The following is an 18235-nucleotide window of genomic DNA, read 5'->3' as shown; positions in this document are numbered from 1 at the left end:
CTCAGCGTACCGAGCGCAGGGAGCTGTTGACCCGTGGCAGCACGCGGCCCATGACTTCGGCGATGTAGCTGAGGAACAGCGTGCCGACCGAACTCTTGTAGTGCTGCGGATCACGGCTGGCGATCGCCAGAATTCCATGGATGCCTTGATGGCTGACCGCGACCACAGCGGTGGAGCCGATCTGCTTGCGCTGTTCTTCGCCGAAGAGGAAGTCCAGTTCATGCTCGCGCAGGCTACCGCTGACGCTTTTGCCTTCGGTGAGCAAGCCGCCGATGGCGACTTGGGCGTCAGCGTGGCTGACCCAACGGCCGACCGGCGCCGGGTTGTCACCGAGCAGGATCAGGCTGACAAAAGGCACCTGGAAATCCTGACGCAGACTGTCTTCGACGCTGATCACCACGTCTTCAAGACTGGAGGCGTCCATCAGGGCGAGGATCAGGCGACGAGTCTTGTCGAACAGGCGATCGTTGTCGCGGGCGACGTCCATCAACTGCGAGAGGCGGTGGCGCATCTCGATGTTGCGGTCGCGCAGAATGGTCATCTGCCGCTCGACCAGCGAAACGGTATCACCACGCTGGTGAGGAATGCGCATCGCGGGCAGCAGTTCTTCGTGCTCGACGAAGAAGTCCGGATGAGCCTCCAGGTATGCGGCAACCGCTGCCGCCTCCAGGCTCTCGGACGCTGATTCGTCGGACTGTCGGGCGGGTACCTGAGGCTTATCGGTCATGATTTCTGCTCACTCAAAGACGTACTTGTCCTTCGTATACACGCACTGCCGGACCGGTCATCAGTACCGGTTGGCCAGGGCCTGCCCATTCAATGGACAGACGCCCGCCGGGCAGGTCGATCAATAGCGGCGAATCCATCCACCCCTGGCTGATCGCAGCGACAGCCGCTGCACACGCGCCGGTACCGCAGGCCTGGGTTTCCCCGGCACCGCGTTCCCACACGCGCAATTGCGCGCGGTTACGGTCGATGACCTGGAGAAAACCGACGTTCACTCGCGCGGGGAAGCGCGGATGGTGTTCGATTTTCGGCCCCAGTTCATGCACCGGTGCGCTGTTGATGTCTTGCACGCGCAATACCGCGTGCGGGTTGCCCATCGACACGGCGGCCAGTTCGACGGTGGTGCCGTCGACTTCCAGCTGATAGCTGATGGCCTGCGCCGGCGCTTCGAACGGAATGTCCGCCGGCACCAGACGCGGAGCGCCCATGTTCACACCGATCTGGCCGTCGTTACGCACGTCCAGTTCGATGATGCCGCCCTTGGTCTCGACGCGGATCTGCCGCTTGGCGGTCAGACGCTTGTCGAGCACGAAGCGCGCAAAGCAGCGCGCGCCGTTGCCGCATTGCTCGACTTCCGAGCCATCGGAATTGAAGATCCGGTAACGGAAATCCACGTCCGGGTTGCTCGGCGCCTCGACGATCAGCAACTGGTCGAAACCGATACCGGTGTGCCGATCGCCCCATTGCTTGGCGTGTTTTGGCTGAATGTGCGCGTGCTGGCTGACCAGGTCGAGAACCATGAAGTCATTGCCCAAGCCGTGCATTTTAGTAAAACGCAGCAGCATGGGTTACTCCGGCAGCAGGCTTTCGCCGGCAAACAGCTCGGCCACGGTCTCGCGGCGACGCACTTCAAAAACCTGATCACCGTCTACCAACACTTCAGCGGCACGGCCACGGGTGTTGTAGTTGGAGCTCATCACAAAGCCGTAGGCACCGGCCGAATGCACGGCCAGCAGATCGCCTTCGGCCAGGGCCAATTCGCGGTCCTTGGCGAGGAAGTCACCGGTTTCGCAGATCGGGCCAACGATGTCGTATTTGCGCGCAGCGGTGTCACGCGGTTTGACCGCCGTAACGTCCATCCACGCCTGATACAGCGCCGGGCGGATCAGGTCGTTCATCGCCGCGTCGACGATGGCGAAATCCTTGTGCTCGGTGTGCTTGAGGTACTCGACCTGAGTCAGCAGCACGCCGGCGTTGGCAACGATGAAACGGCCTGGCTCGAACACCAGCGCCAGATCACGACCGTTCAGACGCTCGCGCACGGCTTTGATGTAGTCGGCAGCCAATGGCGGCTCTTCATCGCGATAACGCACGCCCAAACCACCACCGAGATCGATGTGGCGCAGGTGAATGCCGCAGTCGCCGAGGCGATCGACCAGATCCAGCAGGCGATCAAGTGCGTCGAGGAATGGCGGCAGCGTGGTCAGTTGCGAACCGATGTGGCAGTCAACGCCCACTACTTCCAGGTTCGGCAGATGCGCGGCACGCACGTACACGTCTTCGGCGTCGGCGATGGCGATGCCGAACTTGTTCTCTTTGAGACCGGTGGAAATGTACGGGTGGGTGCCAGCATCGACGTCCGGGTTCACGCGTAGCGAAACCGGTGCGCGAACGCCCAGTTCGGCGGCGACCACTTGCAGGCGCTCGAGCTCGTCGGTGGACTCGACGTTGAAGCAGTGCACGCCGACTTCCAGCGCGCGACGCATGTCGTCACGGGTCTTGCCGACACCGGAGAAGACGATCTTGTCAGCGCTGCCGCCAGCGGCCAGTACGCGTTCCAGCTCGCCACGGGAAACGATGTCGAATCCGGCGCCCAGACGTGCCAGGACATTCAGCACGCCGAGGTTGGAGTTGGCTTTGACCGCAAAGCAGACCAGATGCGGCATGCCGGCCAGTGCATCGGCGTAAGCCAGATACTGGGCTTCGATGTGCGCGCGCGAGTAGACATAGGTGGGCGTGCCGAAGCGGTCGGCGATGGCGGACAGCGCCACACCTTCCGCGAACAACTCCCCGCCACGGTAGTTAAAAGCGTCCATGGCGATCCCTTATTGGTAAACGTCGTGCTTGTGTGCTTTGGACGGCTGCTTCTGCGAAGACTGGGCTTGCTCGGCCGGGTCCTGATCGTCATCCGGCAGGTACAGCGGGCCTTTTTGACCACAGGCCGAAACGAGGCAGGCAACCGCGACGAGCGCAGCAAGGGAAGAGATCAGGCGCTTCATGGCGAAATCCTTGAAAATGCGTTAATTGCGCCGGAGTATACCGGCCACCCGGCGGCTTGCCTATGCGAGGGGGTTCCCGTCCGGCGGGGCTTGCCTAAAGCTGCTCGAACCGCCGCAATCTCCTGTAGGAGTGAGCCTGCTCGCGATAGCGGAGTGTCAGATACCTATATGCTGACTGACACACCGCTATCGCGAGCAGGCTCACTCCTACAAGGGTTAGGTGTCAGGAGTGGGGCAGGGTGCTTGGTCGTTAATCTTTGCAATCGGCCAGCAGCGTCCGTATCTTTCGGCGCTTGAGCCTGATCAGAACATTTTTTGAGGTTGCCGCAATGAGTTTGTCCGAAGCCCGTTTTCACGATCTGGTCGATGAAACCCAGGAAAAACTGGAAGACATCTTTGACGAAAGTGATCTGGATATCGACATGGAGAACTCGGCCGGTGTGCTCACCGTCAAGTTCGAAAACGGCTCGCAGCTGATCTTCAGCCGTCAGGAGCCGCTGCGTCAGCTGTGGCTGGCGGCGGTGTCCGGTGGTTTCCACTTCGACTACGACGAAGAAAGCGAGCGCTGGATGTGTGACAAGAGCGAAGAGCAATTGGGCGAAATGCTCGAGCGCATCGTCAAGCAGCAGGCCGGCGCCGAATTCGATTTCGAAGGTCTGTGATTCCGTGACTGAGACTGCTCCCGCCCGGCCTCCGAAGCCGCTCTACAGCAACATCAGCCCTGCGGTGCCTTCGCCGTGCAGTGGCGTGTGTCGGCTGGATGACCAGAAGGTTTGCCTCGGCTGCTTCCGCCATGTCGAGGATATTCGCGAATGGCGCTCGGCGGACGATCAACGCCGCCGGGTCATCTGCGCCCAAGCCGCAGACCGCCGCAATTCCTCAATGTAGGGGCCGGCCGGGTGGGTGACTTGTATATTTTTTGAGCTGTGATAGTGTCCGAACACGCCTCAACCCATCGAGGCCTGGTGAAAACCCCGTCTTTTTTTGGCGGGGTTTTGCTTTTTTTGTGTGCAGAAGAAAGGAGTCTGCCCGGATCATGACCGCACCTTCCATCACCCTTACCCGTCTGGACGTGCAACGTCTGGAGCGCTTGATCGACAGCCTGGATGACACGCTGCCGGGCGTGATTGCGCTGCAAACCGAGCTGGACCGTGCCGACTCCGTGGTCGGCCACGATGAAGTGCCCGCCGATGTCGTGACGATGAATTCCCGTGTGCATTGCCGCGAAGAAGGCAGTGGCAAGGACTATCACCTGACGCTGGTCTATCCGAAGGATGCCAACGCCGATGAAGGCAAGATCTCGATCCTGGCTCCGGTCGGCAGCGCGTTGCTGGGCCTGAAGGTCGGTCAGCACATCGACTGGCCGGCACCGGGTGGCAAGACCCTCAAACTGACTTTGCTTGAAGTCGAATCGCAACCGGCCAACGGTGGCGCGTTTCCCGAGTAACCCGCCTCAGACCTGTTCGAGCGCTTCGTTCAGGGCGCGCTCCAGGTCAGCCTTGTAGCGCAGATACAAATTGCTTGAACTCTGCCCGTCACCGAGCAGGCCTGAAAGATCGAGGTCGGTGATGTAGCAGCGATAGCGTTCGCTGTCGCGGCGCTGCTCGACGATCTCCCGGGCGACCACGCTGAACAGCTGGTCGCCATGTTCCAGCTCGCTGAATTCCCGTTGATTGCAATACAGGGTGACCTGCACTTCGCCCGGTGCGGCTTTGCCGACGATCGCCTGCACGTCGTAGAACGGCTTGTTCACGGGTGTCTGCGGTGCCGGCCGCGCTTCGACCCGGCGCGCGCGTTGCGGGCCCGATGGCAATAACTGGTAATACAAAGTGTCGAGACGGGCATCCGGGCTGGCGTCCATCGGTAGCACGGCTTCACGGCGGAACAGGATTGATTGCAGGAATCGCTGCAACGGCACCAGCAAACTCTGCTCGTCGTGATAAGGCAAATGCTGCTGCCACAGTGCGTTGAACTCATCCAGCACGTACAGTTCGGCCTGCTGCTCGGTGATCCGGTAGAACACCTGAATGCACTCCGGCTGACCCATCGGCAGGATCAGCGCGAGGTCGTGATCTTCCAGCGCCATCGGGTCCAGGTGCAGCGGGCTGTAGCGCGGCTGTTCTTCACCAAGGTAATCCAGCAACGCTGGCAATGTCGCGAGCGCGACGTGGTTGACCTGACCAGGTACCAATTCCAGCACGTGAAAATGCTGCTGCACTTGAATCAGGTAGCGATGATTCAGTTCGCTGAGCAACAGATTTTGCGCGGTGTCGATGATTTCCTCGACGCGGCGGGCAATGAACTGCGCGCGGTTGTGGCAGAAGCAACGCACCTTCAACGACGGCTGCAATGGCCCGCGCGGCAGGTTATTGAGGTAATCACGCAGGCAGTCGAGCAGGGCGTGGGGGCCGTCGAAACGGTTGACCAGCACTTCGTTCCAGCTGTTGAGCGTGACCTGATCCAGGGTTAGCACGAGGTTTTCGCGCACCCCGGCGTAACTCAGCGAGTCGGTGCGCTCGGTGGTCATCAGGATGTTCAGGTCGCGATGGTGTTTGAGCGGATCAATACCGACGTTGACCAGAATCAGCACTTCGCTTGGCACAGCGGCACGTAGCAGCGGCTCCTCGGCGACTGTAGGCAAGGGCAGGGCGATGCACTGTTGCAGGCTGCCGAGCAGGTTGAACAGCTCGAACTCGCTCAGGTCGCTGGTGCCTGGATGCAAAGCCAGGCGGGTGCTGCTGTCGATCACGCCGTTGCGGTGGCACCAGGTCAGCAATTCAAGCAATTCGCGGCTGCGCTTGATCGGCGCGAAGTGTTCCCACTCCAGCGCCGTGAGGCTGCCGTTATACAGGCCCCACTGGGTTTGCCCGGGCTCCTTTTTATTGCGCGACTGCACCAGCGTCAGGGTGTCTTCGGCCAGATCCGGGGCGATGCCGGGGTTGATGAACTCGACCTTGTCGGCCTTGCGCTCGAAGGCTGCGTAGAGCCGGCGGCCGAGCACATTGAGATCACGCTTGTTGATCAGGCTGACGGTCTGCTCGGTGCGGGCGAACTGGGTCAGGAAGCGATAGCTGTAGTTCAGCTCATTGACCAGCGCGCGGCGTTCGGCGCTGACCTGGCGGACTTTCCACTGGCTGCGGCTGTCGAGCAGTGTCAGTTGCCGCTGATCCCAATGCCATTCGCTGGCCAGCCGTTCCAGCAGCGAGCGCTGCCAGCTCTGGGTGCGGCTGTTGCCGGTGAGCTTGCGGTTGACCTTCAGGTACAGCGCGCGGCGCACCAGTTCCAGACGTTCCGGTTCGTTGCGCGCAGTGAGGTACTCCTCGATGCGCCGGTACACGACCATGTACGGATCCAGCTCATCGAGATCGAGCTGATTGGCGAACACGGCTTTCTTGAAACGCAGGCTCAGGCACCGCACCTGCGGGTGTTCGCTGGCGTAAACCTCGGTCAGCAGCAGTTTGAGTACCGATTTGTACGGTGACTCAATGCCCTTGAACAGTTGCCACAATCCGGCGCCGATGAACTCTCCCGGTGGAATCGTCGCCAGATGGCCGAGATCCAGGGTTTCGTCTGCGCGGATAAAGCGCTTCGACAGCAGGGTATGGGTGTAAAGGTCGTAGGCGGTTTCTTCGTAAACCGGCACCAGCCACCAGATCGGTGTACGTCCGGCCAGCCAGATCGCCGTGCGGTAGAACTCGTCCAGGAGCAGATAATGCTGGGTCGTGCCGCAGTTTTCCGAGCTGAGCTGAGTGTCGCGTTCGCCTTTGACGAAACGCTCCGGGTCGATCAGGAAAAAATGCGCTTCGGCGCCCTGACTCGCCGCCCAGGCTTCCAGCAGCTGACATTTCTTGCTCAGTTCGGCGAGCTCACTTTCGCTCAGATCCGGCGCGTGGCAGACCCACACGTCCATGTCGCTCTGATCGGCCTGGGCCAGCGTGCCGAGACTGCCCATCAGAAACAGGCCATGAATCGGTCGCGGTGGATTGCTGCCGTGGCGCGGTTTGTAGGAGAACGAGCGGGTCAGGCGTTGGGCTTCAGCGAGTGTATCGGCGTCCGGTTCGTAATTGGATACCCCGGCCGGCGTACTGCTCGAGACATAACCCGGCAGCAGCGGGTGATTGACGTGGAAAAACAGCGGAAGCAGTGTCAGTACGCCTTGTTGGCGTGTCGACAAGCCTTCCAGTGCGCGACCTAAGCGCCCTTCATTGAGTTTGAGAAAGCGCGCACGCAGCTGGCTGAGTACCTTGCGGTCGATGCCTTCGTCCAGGTCGGGGCGGATTTCGTGGGTGCGCGTCATGTCAGCTCAAACCGGCTCGCAAGCTCGGACGAAGAGGGTCTCGGAATGGGAGGCAGTTTAGCCTTTGCGCAGCGGGACTTTTAAGCTGAATTTGTTTTTTGACGTCAGATTTCTATCGCGGACGACCGGGCAGGCCCGCGGAAATCCCGTGGCAGGAGTTCCCGTGGGCGAAGTCGGGGAGAATCAGGCGGTTTCTTGCTCTCTCAGAATGGTCAGCACGGTTTGCACATTTTGTGCGGCATCGCGACCGAGGCTGGTCAGATAACCGCCATCAGGCTGATCCGTCAGGTCTTTTTCAAAGAGGCGTTTGGCGGCAGAAATATGTTTCGGGGCAGCGGTCTGATGAATTTTCAAACCTTCCTGGGAACTGTCCAGGGGAAAGAGTGCGAGGACTTCCAGTTCGGCAACCAACTCAGGGGTAAGCGACATAAGGACTCCAGACTTTCTAGGAATTGGACGACAGCGTCCCTAAGGTGAACCCGCTTTTGCGGCATGTCCAGTGCCCAGATCAGGGATTTTGTCTTGAGGCGAATTCCAGTGTAGTCGGGGCCGGGGAGTTGGCTGGATGGATACGTTACAAACATTGTAGGAGTGAGCCTGCTCGCGATAGCGGAGTGCCTGTCAGCATATTCTTCACTGACAGAACGCTATCGCGAGCAGGCTCACTCCTACAGGATCGGGGCTTACTGCTTTTCGGGTGGCAGCTCTGGCAATCCACGCAGCGCCGCTTCGTACCATTCGGTATCAAATGCACGGTCTTCATCGAGCATCGCGTCAATCTCGTAAGCCAGCACATGCGCCATCAGGTTGAGGATCTCTTCGCGCTCGACTCCCACCAGGGTCAGCTTGTTGAACGTCGCTTTCGCCGCTGGCGGGTTGTCGCTTTCGATCTGGTTCTCGATGGCTTCGATCAACGTAGCCTCGGTGAACTCTTCTTCGTCGTGGTCGATGTCTGTCGGCTCGCTCATGGCAGGCTCCTCATGGAAAGGCGCCAGTTTACCCGCATTCAGCGGGGTGATGCTGCTGGCGCGATTCGCCTGCACGATCTATAAACAGGCCCTGCCCACCCCGCACGGCCTGGAGGCTATGTGATGTTCAAGCTCTACGGATTCTCAGTCAGCAACTACTACAACATGGTCAAACTGGCGCTGCTGGAAAAAGGCCTGCCGTTCGAAGAGGTCACGTTCTATCCGGCGCAGACACCGGAATCTCTGGCCATCAGCCCGCGCGGCAAGGTTCCGGTGCTCGGCGTAGACGCCGGTTTCATCAACGAAACCGCGATCATCCTCGAATACCTCGAGCAAACCCAGAAAGGCACGCCGCTGCTGCCGAGCGATCCGTTCGAGCGCGCGCAGGTGTTGGCGATTGCCAAGGAAATCGAGCTGTACATCGAGTTGCCAGGGCGCGCCTGCTACGGCGAAGCATTTTTCGGCATGGCCCTGCCGGAGGCGACCAAGGAAAAGACCAAGACTGAATTGCTGCTGGGTTTTGCGGCGCTGGGACGACACGGCAAGTTCGCCCCGTACGTGGCGGGCGACAGTCTGAGCATCGCAGATTTGTATTTCCTCTACAGCGTGCCGCTGGCCTGTGCGGTCGGGCAGAAGCTGTTCGGGATTGATTTGCTGGCGGAGATGCCGCAGGCGAAGGCGTTGCTGGAGCGGCTTGAACAGAATCCGCATGTGCAGAGGATAGCGGCGGACAAAGAAGCGGCGATGCCAGCGTTTTTAGCGATGATTGCTGCGAAGAAGTGATTTTTCTGCTGTTCTGAAGATCGCATTCGCGAGCAGGCTCGCTCCCACAGGGGATTTTTGTCGGCCACAAATTCTGTGTTCAACAAAAATCCAACTGTGGGAGCGAGCCTGCTCGCGAAGCTTTTGCTTTAGCGGCTGGCGATCAGCGCTTGACCGCGCACCACCGCTGCCTTGACCTGTGCCGGCGCAGTCCCGCCGATATGGTCACGGGCATTCACCGAGCCTTCCAGGGTCAGCACGGCAAACACGTCCTGTTCGATCTGATCACTGAACTGGCGCAGTTCTTCCAGGCTCATCTCGGCCAGATCCTTGCCAGTGTCCACACCGTATTTCACCGCGTGGCCAACGATTTCGTGGCAATCACGGAACGGCAGACCACGGCGCACCAGATAATCCGCCAGGTCGGTCGCGGTGGAGAAACCGCGCAGCGCCGCTTCACGCATGATCGCGTGCTTCGGTTTGATCGCCGGGATCATGTCGGCAAAGGCGCGCAGCGAGTCGCGCAGGGTGTCGGCGGCGTCGAACAGCGGCTCTTTGTCTTCCTGGTTGTCCTTGTTGTAGGCCAGCGGTTGGCCTTTCATCAAGGTCAGCAGGCCCATCAGTGCGCCGAATACACGGCCGGTCTTGCCACGCACCAGCTCTGGCACGTCAGGGTTTTTCTTTTGCGGCATGATCGAGCTGCCGGTGCAGAAACGATCCGGCAGATCGATGAACTGGAATTGCGCGCTGGTCCACAGCACCAGCTCTTCGGAGAAGCGCGACAAGTGCATCATCGCGATGCTCGCGGCCGAGCAGAATTCGATGGCGAAGTCACGATCGGACACGTTATCCAGCGAGTTGCCGCCGACGGCATCGAAACCCAGCAGTTGCGCGGTGTATTCACGGTCGATCGGGTAGGTGGTGCCGGCCAGCGCGGCGCTGCCCAGTGGCATGCGGTTGGTGCGCTTGCGGCAGTCGACCAGACGCTCGTAGTCGCGGCTGAGCATTTCGAACCAGGCCAGCATGTGATGACCGAAAGTCACTGGCTGCGCGGTTTGCAGGTGGGTGAAGCCCGGCATGATGCTCGCGGCTTCGCGCTCGGCTTGTTCCAGCAGGCCTTTTTGCAGGCGGGTGATTTCAGCGAGGATCAGGTCGATCTCGTCACGCAGCCACAGGCGGATGTCGGTGGCGACCTGGTCGTTGCGGCTGCGCCCGGTGTGCAGCTTTTTGCCGGTGACGCCAATGCGATCGGTCAGGCGTGCTTCGATGTTCATGTGCACGTCTTCGAGGTCGATGCGCCAGTCGAACTGGCCGGCCTCGATTTCGCCCTGAATGGTCTTCAGGCCATCGATGATGCTGTCGCGCTCGGCATCGGTCAGCACGCCGACCTTGGCCAGCATGGTGGCGTGGGCGATCGAGCCCATGATGTCGTGGCGATACAGGCGCTGGTCGAAAGTGACGGAGGCGGTGAAGCGGGCGACGAAGGCGTCGACGGGTTCACTGAAGCGGCCGCCCCAGGACTGATTGGTCTTGTCAGTGCTCATGAATTCGCTCGTATCGGCTTGAAGAAAAAAGGCGTGAAACGCTGGCGCGGATAATAACAGGGTTGCCCAGACTGTCGCTGACACCGGTCGATACGTTTTTTTCTCATCGGCTCAGTCATAGTCGGCGCTGGCCCTGGCGGATTTGCGCAAGGATATTTTTCGATTGAGCAATATCGGCCCGACGAGCGTCTACAGTAGGACATAAGGGTCGGCGCGGCTGCGGATCGCGCAAAGGTCTGACCGCCGACTATAAGAAGAGGGGGGTGGGTGTAATTGTCCTTCGGCAATCCCCGTGAGAAACGCAGGAAACAGCGGGCTTCGAGCAGTACGACCCGGACACTGGCAAATATTGCTGGCCGACGTACGGCACTTTTTGGCGCTCGGGCTAGTCTTAGCGTGGATCGCGGTGACGGACGTCACTTCACCTGTCTACGCTATCCTTGTGCGAGACTCACGCAGGAATCCAGCGCAATATGAATGTCCTGATCGTTGATGACGAACCACTGGCTCGCGAGCGCCTCAGCCGAATGGTGAGCGAGCTCGAGGGTTATACAGTTCTGGAGCCCAGCGCCACCAATGGCGAAGAGGCGTTGGTACTGATCGACAGCCACAAGCCGGATATCGTACTGCTCGATATCCGCATGCCGGGCCTCGATGGCCTGCAAGTCGCTGCCCGTCTGTGCGAACGCGAAACGCCGCCGGCCGTGGTGTTTTGCACCAGCCCCGATGAATTTGCCGTGGAAGCCCTGCAGGCCAGCGCCGTGGGCTATGTGGTGAAACCCGTGCGAACCGAACATCTGCATGACGCCCTGAAACGGGCTGAACGTCCCAATCGGGCGCAACTCTCGGCCCTGACCCGTCCTGCTGCCGAAAGCGGCACCGGCCCGCGCAGCCACATCAGCGCCCGCACCCGCAAAGGCATCGAACTGATCCCGCTGGATCAGGTGGTCTACTTCATCGCTGACCACAAATACGTGACCCTGCGTCACGAAGCCGGCGAGGTGCTGCTGGACGAACCGCTCAAAGCCCTTGAAGACGAATTCGGCGAGCGCTTCGTGCGTATCCACCGCAACGCGCTGGTCGCCCGTGACCGCATCGAACGACTGCAACGCACACCACTGGGACATTTTCAGCTGTTCCTCAAAGGTCTCAATGGTGATGCGCTGATTGTCAGCCGTCGGCATGTGGCCGGTGTGCGCAAGATGATGCAGGGGCTGTAGCCCGGTCATTTCGGGCGGCCTCTCTTTCCTTTACCAGGCATTGCCGGCCAGGGAGGCCGCGCCGTTTCTGATTCAAGTCAAAGTGGATTTGGCTGAGCTGTTATTATCCGCCGTATCTATTCAGTACGGATTGATCCATGTCCTCTCGCGAAATCCGCATCGCCACCCGTAAAAGTGCGCTGGCCCTCTGGCAGGCCGAATACGTCAAAGCCCGTCTGGAAGCGGCCCACCCGGGCCTGCTGGTGACGCTGGTGCCCATGGTCAGTCGCGGCGACAAGCTGCTCGATTCGCCACTGTCGAAAATCGGTGGCAAGGGCCTGTTCGTCAAGGAACTGGAAACTGCGCTGCTGGAAAACGAAGCCGACATTGCCGTCCACTCGATGAAAGACGTGCCGATGGACTTCCCTGAAGGTCTCGGCCTGTTCTGCATTTGCGAGCGTGAAGATCCGCGCGATGCCTTCGTTTCCAATACCTATGCCAGCCTGGAGGCGTTGCCTGCCGGCAGCATTGTCGGCACGTCGAGCCTGCGTCGTCAGGCACAGTTGCTGACCCGTCGTCCGGACCTGCAAATCCGCTTCCTGCGCGGCAACGTCAATACACGTCTGGCCAAGCTCGATGCTGGCGAGTACGACGCGATCATCCTCGCTGCGGCCGGTCTGATCCGCCTCGGTTTCGAAGATCGCATCACTTCGGCGATCAGCGTCGATGACAGTCTGCCAGCCGGTGGCCAAGGCGCAGTCGGCATCGAATGCCGCAGTGCCGACACTGAAATCCACGCCTTGCTCGCACCGTTGCATCATGCCGATACCACGTCGCGGGTGACCGCCGAACGTGCCCTCAACAAACATCTGAATGGCGGCTGCCAAGTGCCGATCGCCTGCTACGCCGTACTTGAAGGCGAGCAGTTGTGGTTGCGTGGTCTGGTCGGTGAGCCGAGTGGCGGCAAGCTGCTCAGCGCCGAAGCCCGGGCGCCGCGTGCCGATGCCGAAGCGTTGGGCGTGAAGGTCGCCGAAGACCTGCTCAGCCAGGGCGCCGACGATATTCTCAAAGCGGTTTACGGCGAGGCAGGTAACGAGTGACTGGCTGGCGCCTGCTGCTGACGCGCCCTGCGGAAGACTGTGTGGCGCTGGCCGAGACGTTGGCCGGGCAGGGGATTTTCAGTAGCTGTTTGCCGCTTCTGGACATTGTTCCGCTGCCGGTCTCTGCCAAAATCCGTCAGGCGATTGCGCAGTTGCCGAGTTGCAACGCGGTAATCGTGGTCAGCAAACCGGCGGCACGCATTGCGCTGGATCTGCTCGATGGCTCGCCCTCGTTGACGATGCCTTGGTTCAGCGTCGGCGCGGCGACTGCACAGATTCTTCGCGATTATGGTCTGGACGTCAGCTTCCCGGCGGACGGCGATGACAGCGAAGCCTTGCTGCAATTGCCGCGTCTGCGTGCAGCGGTGAGCCAGCCCGGGGCGCAGGTCTTGATCCTGCGCGGAGAGGGCGGCCGTGAGCTACTCGCCGAGCGCCTGCGTGAGCTTGGTGCTAGTGTCGAGTATCTGGAATTGTATCGACGTGACTTGCCGGCCTATCCCCCGAACGAACTGTCGCGGCGGATCGAAGCGGAACGCTTGAACGGGCTGGTGGTCAGCAGTGGACAGGGTTTCGAGCACCTGCGCCAGATGGCCGGTGATGCCTGGCCGACAATCGCGCAGTTGCCGTTGTTTGTTCCAAGCCCTAGGGTCGTCGAGCTGGCAGGTGCCGCCGGGGCTCAAACAGTTGTGGATTGCCGCGGCGCGAGTGCCGCGGCTTTGCTGACGGCGTTGCGGGAGCATCCCGAACCCGTTTACTAATGCAAAGGATGGATACGTGAGCGAAACAGCCTTGCCCAAAGATGATGTCCAGCCTGTGATTGAAACCCAGGTTGAAACTCCACCGCCGGCCACAGAGCCGCGCCGAGGCAATGGATTGGCCATCGTCGCCTTGTTGCTCGGCGCCGCCGGCGTCGCGATCGGTGGCTGGGGTGTCTGGCAGGTCCGTCACCTGCAGACCAATACTCAGCAGCAGTCCGGTGAAGTGCAGGCATTGAACGATCAGGCGCAGAGCCTGAAGCTCAATGAGCAGCGCCTGACCGAGCGCCTCGCGCAACTGCCGGGGGCCGACGAACTTGCCGAGCGCCAGCGTCTGGTGACGCAACTTCAGGGCGATCAACAGCGCCTTAATCAACGCCTGGAGACGGTTCTCGGTGCCAGCCGCAAGGACTGGCGTCTGGCCGAGGCCGAGCACCTGCTGCGCCTGGCCAGCCTGCGGCTGTCGGCGTTGCAGGACATCAGCAGCGCTCAGGCGCTGGTGCAGGGCGCTGACGAAATCCTCCGTGAGCAAAACGATCCCGGTTCCTTCGCCGCTCGCGAGCAAGTGGCGAAAACCCTCGTAGCGCTGCGCAGCACTGCACAACCGGATCGCACCGGTCTGTTCCTGCGTCTCGGCGCATTGCGTGATCAGGTCATCGACCTCACCGAGCTGGCGCCGGAGTACAAGGATCGCGGCGAGTCGCTGCTGGGCCTGACCGCCGACGGTGACGGCGCCAGTCGTTGGGCGCAGTGGTGGGATCAGGTCTCGCGCTACATCCGCATCGATTTCAACGCTGACAAAAACGTGCGGCCGCTGCTGGCCGGGCAGAGCCTGAGTCAAGTGCGTCTGGCCCTCAGCCTAGCACTGGAGCAGGCGCAGTGGGCTGCGCTCAACGGGCAGGCGCCGGTCTATACCCAGGCGCTGGCTGAGGCGCGTGATGTGCTCAAGGGCAATTTCAACCCGGACAATCCGCAAAGCAAAGTGATGCTCGAACAGGTCGCCGAGCTGAGCAAGGAACCGGTTACGGTCACGACGCCGGACCTGGCTGGCACGCTGAGTGCGGTGCAAGCCTACCTTGAGCGGCGCAACGTTAACGCTGAAGAGTCGGTGAAACCTTTCGCCAAACCTGCCGTCAACACCGCGCAGGAGGCCACGCCATGAAGCGCTTGTATGTGATCGTGTTTCTGGTGATCGCGGCGACGGCGGCGCTGGGTCTGGCGATTGCCGAGCATTCCGGTTACGTGCTGGTGGCCTACAAAAGCTTCCGCTACGAGTCGAGCCTGTGGGCGACACTGGCGGTAATCGCTGTGCTGTGGTTGCTGATCTGGGGCATCAAGGCGCTGGTCGAGCTGGTCATGACGTCGAGCGGTGTGGTCAATCCATGGTCGCGACGCAACCGCAGCCGGCGTGTGCAGGTGGCCATCGAGCATGGCCAACTGGATCTGGCCGAAGGTCGCTGGGCCAGTGCTCAGCGTCATCTTTATCGAGCGGCTGAAGCCGAGCGTCAGCCATTGCTGTACTACCTCGGTGCTGCCCGCGCAGCCAATGAGCAAGGCAATTACGAAGAGTGCGATCGATTGCTGGAGCGTGCACTGGAGCGTCAGCCGCAGGCGGAACTGGCGATCGCTCTGAGTCATGCGCAGTTGCAGACCGACCGTGGCGATACCGACGGTGCCTTGGTGACTCTGCAAGCGATGCATGATCGTCATCCGCACAATGCGCAGACGCTGCGTCAGTTGCAGCGCTTGTATCAGCAGCGCGGCGAATGGTCGGCGGTGATTCGTTTGTTGCCGGAATTGCGCAAGGACAAAGTCCTGCCGCCCGCCGAACTGGCAGAGCTTGAGCGCCGCGCCTGGGGGGAAAACCTGTCGCTGGCAGCGCAGCGCGAAGAGGACGGGAGTGTTGGCTTGCAGTCGCTTACACGTGCCTGGCAGCAGCTCACTTCGGCGCAGCGTCAGGAGCCGCCGCTGGTGCTGGCATACGCCGAACAGCTGCGTCAGCTGGGTGCTCAGGTCGAAGCGGAAGAAGTGCTGCGCACGGCCCTCAAGCGCAAGTACGACAGCCATCTGGCCCGTCTCTACGGTCTGGTGCGCGGTAGCGATCCGGCCCGTCAGTTGCAAACTGCCGAAGGCTGGCTGAAGGATCACCCGAACGATCCGAGCTTGCTGCTGACCCTTGGCCGCCTGTGTCTGCAAACCAGCCTGTGGGGCAAGGCGCGGGACTATCTGGAAAGCAGCCTGCGTGTGCAGCGCAATCCTGAAGCCTGTGCGGAACTGGCACGGCTGCTCGCACAGCTGGGCGATACCGAGCGCAGCAATCAGTTGTTCCAGGAGGGTCTGGGGCTGCTGGATGAGCGCCTGCTGGCCGCGCCATTGCCGGTTCCGGCGCACGTCTGAAGTGGCGGGGGAGGCAGCTCCCTCGCTTACCTTTTGTGGTTGAAATTTCAACTTCAGTGAGCGCCCGAGGCGAATTCCTACAACTGACTACACCGATTCCTCTCGAACCTGTCGGGTTTTCCCTACACCTCTGGTGAACTGTCGGCAGGGCCTCGCCTTGAAAGGCTGACACGCTTTCCTCTACCGTAACCGTCTGTCTCTACTGTTACGGAAAAGCCATGTCGTTGGCCTGCTCACGCTCCTTGTTCTTCATGGCTTTCACTGCGGGGGCCTTTGCTCTGGGAGCTTCCTATTATCTTGAATATGCTGTTGGTCTGACGCCGTGCAGCCTGTGCCTGGTGCAGCGCCTGTTCCTCACGTTGCTGTGTGTATCCAGTGGCCTGGCGGCGGTGCACGGCCCCAAGCGTGTCGGTTTGTGGCTCTACTGGCTGTTGACGCTGGGCGCGAGTCTGGGAGGTACCACGGCTGCCTGGCGGCAGGTGCTGATCCAGAGCGATCCGCTGCTGCAACTGCTCAATTGCGCGCCTGCCCCGGAGCTGTTGTTCACTGGTCTGCCCTGGATCTGTGCGTTGCAGCGGATGTTTAGCGGCGGTGCCGATTGTGCGGAAATTTCCTGGACGTTGTTCGATCTGAGCATCCCGGAATGGAGCCTGCTGTTCTTTGTCGCGGTATCGATTCTGGCGGTTTATCAATTGTTGCGGCTGGTCTGGAGTGCTCTGCAACGACCGCTCAGCGGCGAAGCGTCGCACCCGGTGCTGCTGCGGGATTAAACACTTGTATGAACTTTATCTCCTGCGTACCTTGAAGCCATAGGCGTGCGGGCATAATCTGGCCCGCACGTGTCATTGGATTTATGTTGCTCGATGACGCTCTGCCCGGCCGACCCCCTAGCCAAAATCAAAAGAGGGGCGCGGGTGTAGAGCAGCATGACCCACAAGGGAAGAGAGATCGCCATGCTCGAAAGTTGTCAGAATGCTCAGGAACGCTGGGGTGGAGTTCATCTGCTGATCGACCGCTGGTTGCAGGAGCGTGAAGATCTGATCGGTGCCTACGACAAGCTCGGCGCAGAGCCTGATTCGCTGTCCGAGAGCCGCAAGCCCTTGCAGGAGTTCTGCGGTGTACTGGTCGATTATGTGTCGGCCGGGCACTTCGAAATCTACGAACAGCTGACTGGCGAAGCCAAGGCGTTCAACGACAAGCGCGGCCTCGAACTCGCCGAGACGATCTATCCGCGCATCGATGTCATCACCGAGAAGCTGCTCGCGTTCAACGACCTGTGCGATGAAGGCAAATGCGTAGCGGAGAAGTTCAAAGAGCTCGGAGGCCTGCTGCACGAGCGCTTCGAACTTGAAGACTGCCTGATTGAAGTACTGCATACAGCACACAAGGAAGAAGATCCGGTTCAGGCCTGATCTTTTTCCCTGATCGAAAAAAAACGGTGCGCCCGAAAGCGCACCGTTTTTTATTGCCTGCTCAACTCGTCGCGCCACGTAATTCCACTTCAAACACCAGCGGTGTGAACGGTGCGATCAAGTCGCCGGCACCGTCGGCGCCATAGGCCTGATCGGAGGGAATCACCAGTCGCCATTTCGCACCCACTGGCATGTTCTGTAACGCGGTGCGCCAACCGGCAATCACGCTGTCGAGATTGAACCATTGCGGCTGAGTGTTCTGGTCGAACACTGTGCCGTCGGGTAGTCGCCCGACATACAGCACCTGCACTTTTCCATCGGGACCGGCCTTGGTCCCCGTGCCAGGTGTCAGCTCGGTGAGCAGGATGCCATCGGCCAGTTCCTTCACGCCCGGTTTGGCTTTTTCAGCGGTGAGAAAACGTTGCTCGTTTTCCATCGCCGCATCGCTGGATGGCTGTGCAGAGTGTTCGGCATTTTGCGCTTCATGATCGGCCAGAATCTGTTCGATACGTGCTTCGCTCAGCGCCAGCGGCTTGCCTTGATAGGCTTGTTGCAAACCATCGACCAGTGCCTGAATCTGCAGTTGCGGGACTTCCTGACGCAGCCGTTCACCGAGGCTGGCACCGAGGCTGTAGGCCAGATCGTGAGCATCGTTCGCGGTGGTTTTTTCGTCAGCGTGAGCGGCCGAAACAAGCATGCAGAGGGATAAAAAAAAGTAGCGCGACATGGGCACACTCCGTCCTGAGATGCGGTGGATTATGCCAGCGCGAACGTCTGCAACGGTGAACTGCTTTTG

Annotated in this window: 20 protein-coding genes and 1 pseudogene; 12 read left to right on the top strand and 9 right to left on the bottom strand. The window is 60.6% G+C overall.

Going from position 1 to position 18235, the window contains the following annotated elements; all coding sequences use genetic code 11:
* Position 1: 1 nt before the first annotated feature.
* From CCX46_RS29510 to lptM, 4 genes are read right to left on the bottom strand one after another with little or no spacing between them, the layout of a single operon-like run.
* Positions 2–727 carry a DUF484 family protein gene (locus CCX46_RS29510; RefSeq protein WP_127930209.1) on the bottom strand — a complete coding sequence of 242 codons (726 nt, stop codon included), beginning with the start codon at positions 725–727 and terminating at the stop codon, positions 2–4.
* 13 nt (positions 728–740) lie between these two features.
* Entirely contained in the window at positions 741–1571 is an 831-nt protein-coding gene (gene dapF, locus CCX46_RS29505) for a diaminopimelate epimerase (RefSeq protein ID WP_008084573.1), read from the bottom strand.
* 3 nt (positions 1572–1574) lie between these two features.
* On the bottom strand, positions 1575–2822 hold the full coding sequence (lysA, locus tag CCX46_RS29500) for a diaminopimelate decarboxylase (RefSeq protein WP_064389521.1): 1248 nt from the start codon (positions 2820–2822) through the stop codon (positions 1575–1577).
* A 9-nt stretch (positions 2823–2831) separates the two neighbouring features.
* Positions 2832–3005, bottom strand: a complete 174-nt coding sequence (gene lptM, locus CCX46_RS29495) for an LPS translocon maturation chaperone LptM (protein WP_007911098.1) — start codon at positions 3003–3005, stop codon at positions 2832–2834.
* Positions 3006–3334: 329 nt separating this feature from the next.
* Between lptM and cyaY the strand changes: the two genes are divergently transcribed.
* The 3 genes from cyaY to rnk all read left to right on the top strand — a co-directional run bounded on the left by cyaY (position 3335) and on the right by rnk (position 4452).
* Entirely contained in the window at positions 3335–3667 is a 333-nt protein-coding gene (gene cyaY, locus CCX46_RS29490) for an iron donor protein CyaY (protein ID WP_007911100.1), read from the top strand.
* A gap of 4 nt (positions 3668–3671) precedes the next feature.
* Entirely contained in the window at positions 3672–3893 is a 222-nt protein-coding gene (locus tag CCX46_RS29485; protein WP_127930208.1) for a DUF1289 domain-containing protein, read from the top strand.
* A 148-nt stretch (positions 3894–4041) separates the two neighbouring features.
* Positions 4042–4452 carry a nucleoside diphosphate kinase regulator gene (gene rnk / locus CCX46_RS29480; protein WP_127930207.1) on the top strand — a complete coding sequence of 137 codons (411 nt, stop codon included), beginning with the start codon at positions 4042–4044 and terminating at the stop codon, positions 4450–4452.
* Positions 4453–4458: 6 nt separating this feature from the next.
* Here the strand turns inward: rnk and CCX46_RS29475 are convergent, their stop codons facing one another.
* The 3 genes from CCX46_RS29475 to CCX46_RS29465 all read right to left on the bottom strand — a co-directional run bounded on the left by CCX46_RS29475 (position 4459) and on the right by CCX46_RS29465 (position 8270).
* Positions 4459–7302, bottom strand: coding sequence for a class I adenylate cyclase (locus tag CCX46_RS29475; RefSeq protein WP_127930206.1), 2844 nt, complete (start codon positions 7300–7302; stop codon positions 4459–4461).
* A 183-nt stretch (positions 7303–7485) separates the two neighbouring features.
* Positions 7486–7731, bottom strand: a complete 246-nt coding sequence (locus CCX46_RS29470; protein WP_008084565.1) for a TIGR02647 family protein — start codon at positions 7729–7731, stop codon at positions 7486–7488.
* Between the two features lie 254 nt (positions 7732–7985).
* Entirely contained in the window at positions 7986–8270 is a 285-nt protein-coding gene (locus CCX46_RS29465; RefSeq protein WP_127930205.1) for a hypothetical protein, read from the bottom strand.
* 123 nt (positions 8271–8393) lie between these two features.
* On the opposite strand from CCX46_RS29465, the gene CCX46_RS29460 reads away from it, so the two are divergent.
* A complete protein-coding gene (locus CCX46_RS29460; RefSeq protein ID WP_127930204.1) occupies positions 8394–9053 on the top strand; it encodes a glutathione S-transferase family protein in 660 nt (219 codons plus the stop codon).
* Positions 9054–9181: 128 nt separating this feature from the next.
* On the opposite strand, the gene argH is transcribed toward CCX46_RS29460, so the two are convergent.
* Positions 9182–10576 carry an argininosuccinate lyase gene (gene argH, locus CCX46_RS29455; RefSeq protein WP_007911110.1) on the bottom strand — a complete coding sequence of 465 codons (1395 nt, stop codon included), beginning with the start codon at positions 10574–10576 and terminating at the stop codon, positions 9182–9184.
* Positions 10577–10849: 273 nt separating this feature from the next.
* On the opposite strand from argH, the pseudogene CCX46_RS31280 reads away from it, so the two are divergent.
* From CCX46_RS31280 to rsd, 8 genes and pseudogenes are all read left to right on the top strand, one after another.
* A pseudogene (locus tag CCX46_RS31280) lies at positions 10850–11053 on the top strand (sensor histidine kinase); the annotation flags it as partial.
* Positions 11050–11796: a LytR/AlgR family response regulator transcription factor gene (locus CCX46_RS29450; RefSeq protein ID WP_127930203.1), complete on the top strand. Its 747-nt coding sequence runs from the start codon at positions 11050–11052 to the stop codon at positions 11794–11796. The pseudogene CCX46_RS31280 and the gene CCX46_RS29450, both read left to right, overlap by 4 nt.
* Before the next feature lie 137 nt (positions 11797–11933).
* Entirely contained in the window at positions 11934–12875 is a 942-nt protein-coding gene (hemC, locus tag CCX46_RS29445; RefSeq protein ID WP_127930202.1) for a hydroxymethylbilane synthase, read from the top strand.
* Positions 12872–13633, top strand: coding sequence for a uroporphyrinogen-III synthase (locus CCX46_RS29440; protein ID WP_127930201.1), 762 nt, complete (start codon positions 12872–12874; stop codon positions 13631–13633). Before hemC ends, CCX46_RS29440 begins: the two co-directional genes overlap by 4 nt.
* 16 nt (positions 13634–13649) lie before the next feature.
* Positions 13650–14792, top strand: a complete 1143-nt coding sequence (locus tag CCX46_RS29435) for a uroporphyrinogen-III C-methyltransferase (RefSeq protein WP_127930200.1) — start codon at positions 13650–13652, stop codon at positions 14790–14792.
* Positions 14789–16027, top strand: a complete 1239-nt coding sequence (locus tag CCX46_RS29430; RefSeq protein WP_127930199.1) for a heme biosynthesis protein HemY — start codon at positions 14789–14791, stop codon at positions 16025–16027. The genes CCX46_RS29435 and CCX46_RS29430 overlap by 4 nt, the downstream gene beginning before the upstream one ends.
* 218 nt (positions 16028–16245) lie before the next feature.
* On the top strand, positions 16246–16797 hold the full coding sequence (locus CCX46_RS29425; RefSeq protein WP_127930198.1) for a disulfide bond formation protein B: 552 nt from the start codon (positions 16246–16248) through the stop codon (positions 16795–16797).
* A 183-nt stretch (positions 16798–16980) separates the two neighbouring features.
* A complete protein-coding gene (gene rsd / locus CCX46_RS29420) occupies positions 16981–17439 on the top strand; it encodes a sigma D regulator (RefSeq protein ID WP_127930197.1) in 459 nt (152 codons plus the stop codon).
* 61 nt (positions 17440–17500) lie between these two features.
* Here rsd and CCX46_RS29415 read toward each other — a convergent pair whose 3' ends face one another.
* On the bottom strand, positions 17501–18166 hold the full coding sequence (locus CCX46_RS29415; RefSeq protein WP_127930196.1) for an FKBP-type peptidyl-prolyl cis-trans isomerase: 666 nt from the start codon (positions 18164–18166) through the stop codon (positions 17501–17503).
* Positions 18167–18235 lie beyond the last annotated feature (69 nt).

This window comes from Pseudomonas sp. RU47 (assembly GCF_004011755.1).
GTDB lineage: Bacteria > Pseudomonadota > Gammaproteobacteria > Pseudomonadales > Pseudomonadaceae > Aquipseudomonas.
The sequence above is the reverse complement of the archived record's forward strand: the minus strand, read 5'-3'. Positions and strand labels throughout refer to the sequence as shown.

Bases quoted from the DNA above. Each gene is read 5' to 3' on its own strand.
- lysA (WP_064389521.1), bottom strand. From the start codon at position 2,822: ATGGACGCTTTTAACTACCGTGGCGGGGAGTTGTTCGCGGAAGGTGTG.
- CCX46_RS29470 (WP_008084565.1), bottom strand. From the start codon at position 7,731: ATGTCGCTTACCCCTGAGTTGGTTGCCGAACTGGAAGTCCTCGCACTC.
- argH (WP_007911110.1), bottom strand. From the start codon at position 10,576: ATGAGCACTGACAAGACCAATCAGTCCTGGGGCGGCCGCTTCAGTGAA.
- cyaY (WP_007911100.1), top strand. From the start codon at position 3,335: ATGAGTTTGTCCGAAGCCCGTTTTCACGATCTGGTCGATGAAACCCAG.
- CCX46_RS29415 (WP_127930196.1), bottom strand. From the start codon at position 18,166: ATGTCGCGCTACTTTTTTTTATCCCTCTGCATGCTTGTTTCGGCCGCT.
- dapF (WP_008084573.1), bottom strand. From the start codon at position 1,571: ATGCTGCTGCGTTTTACTAAAATGCACGGCTTGGGCAATGACTTCATG.
- rnk (WP_127930207.1), top strand. From the start codon at position 4,042: ATGACCGCACCTTCCATCACCCTTACCCGTCTGGACGTGCAACGTCTG.
- CCX46_RS29475 (WP_127930206.1), bottom strand. From the start codon at position 7,302: ATGACGCGCACCCACGAAATCCGCCCCGACCTGGACGAAGGCATCGAC.
- CCX46_RS29425 (WP_127930198.1), top strand. From the start codon at position 16,246: ATGTCGTTGGCCTGCTCACGCTCCTTGTTCTTCATGGCTTTCACTGCG.
- CCX46_RS29430 (WP_127930199.1), top strand. From the start codon at position 14,789: ATGAAGCGCTTGTATGTGATCGTGTTTCTGGTGATCGCGGCGACGGCG.
- rsd (WP_127930197.1), top strand. From the start codon at position 16,981: ATGCTCGAAAGTTGTCAGAATGCTCAGGAACGCTGGGGTGGAGTTCAT.
- CCX46_RS29460 (WP_127930204.1), top strand. From the start codon at position 8,394: ATGTTCAAGCTCTACGGATTCTCAGTCAGCAACTACTACAACATGGTC.
- CCX46_RS29450 (WP_127930203.1), top strand. From the start codon at position 11,050: ATGAATGTCCTGATCGTTGATGACGAACCACTGGCTCGCGAGCGCCTC.
- lptM (WP_007911098.1), bottom strand. From the start codon at position 3,005: ATGAAGCGCCTGATCTCTTCCCTTGCTGCGCTCGTCGCGGTTGCCTGC.
- CCX46_RS29465 (WP_127930205.1), bottom strand. From the start codon at position 8,270: ATGAGCGAGCCGACAGACATCGACCACGACGAAGAAGAGTTCACCGAG.
- hemC (WP_127930202.1), top strand. From the start codon at position 11,934: ATGTCCTCTCGCGAAATCCGCATCGCCACCCGTAAAAGTGCGCTGGCC.
- CCX46_RS29510 (WP_127930209.1), bottom strand. From the start codon at position 727: ATGACCGATAAGCCTCAGGTACCCGCCCGACAGTCCGACGAATCAGCG.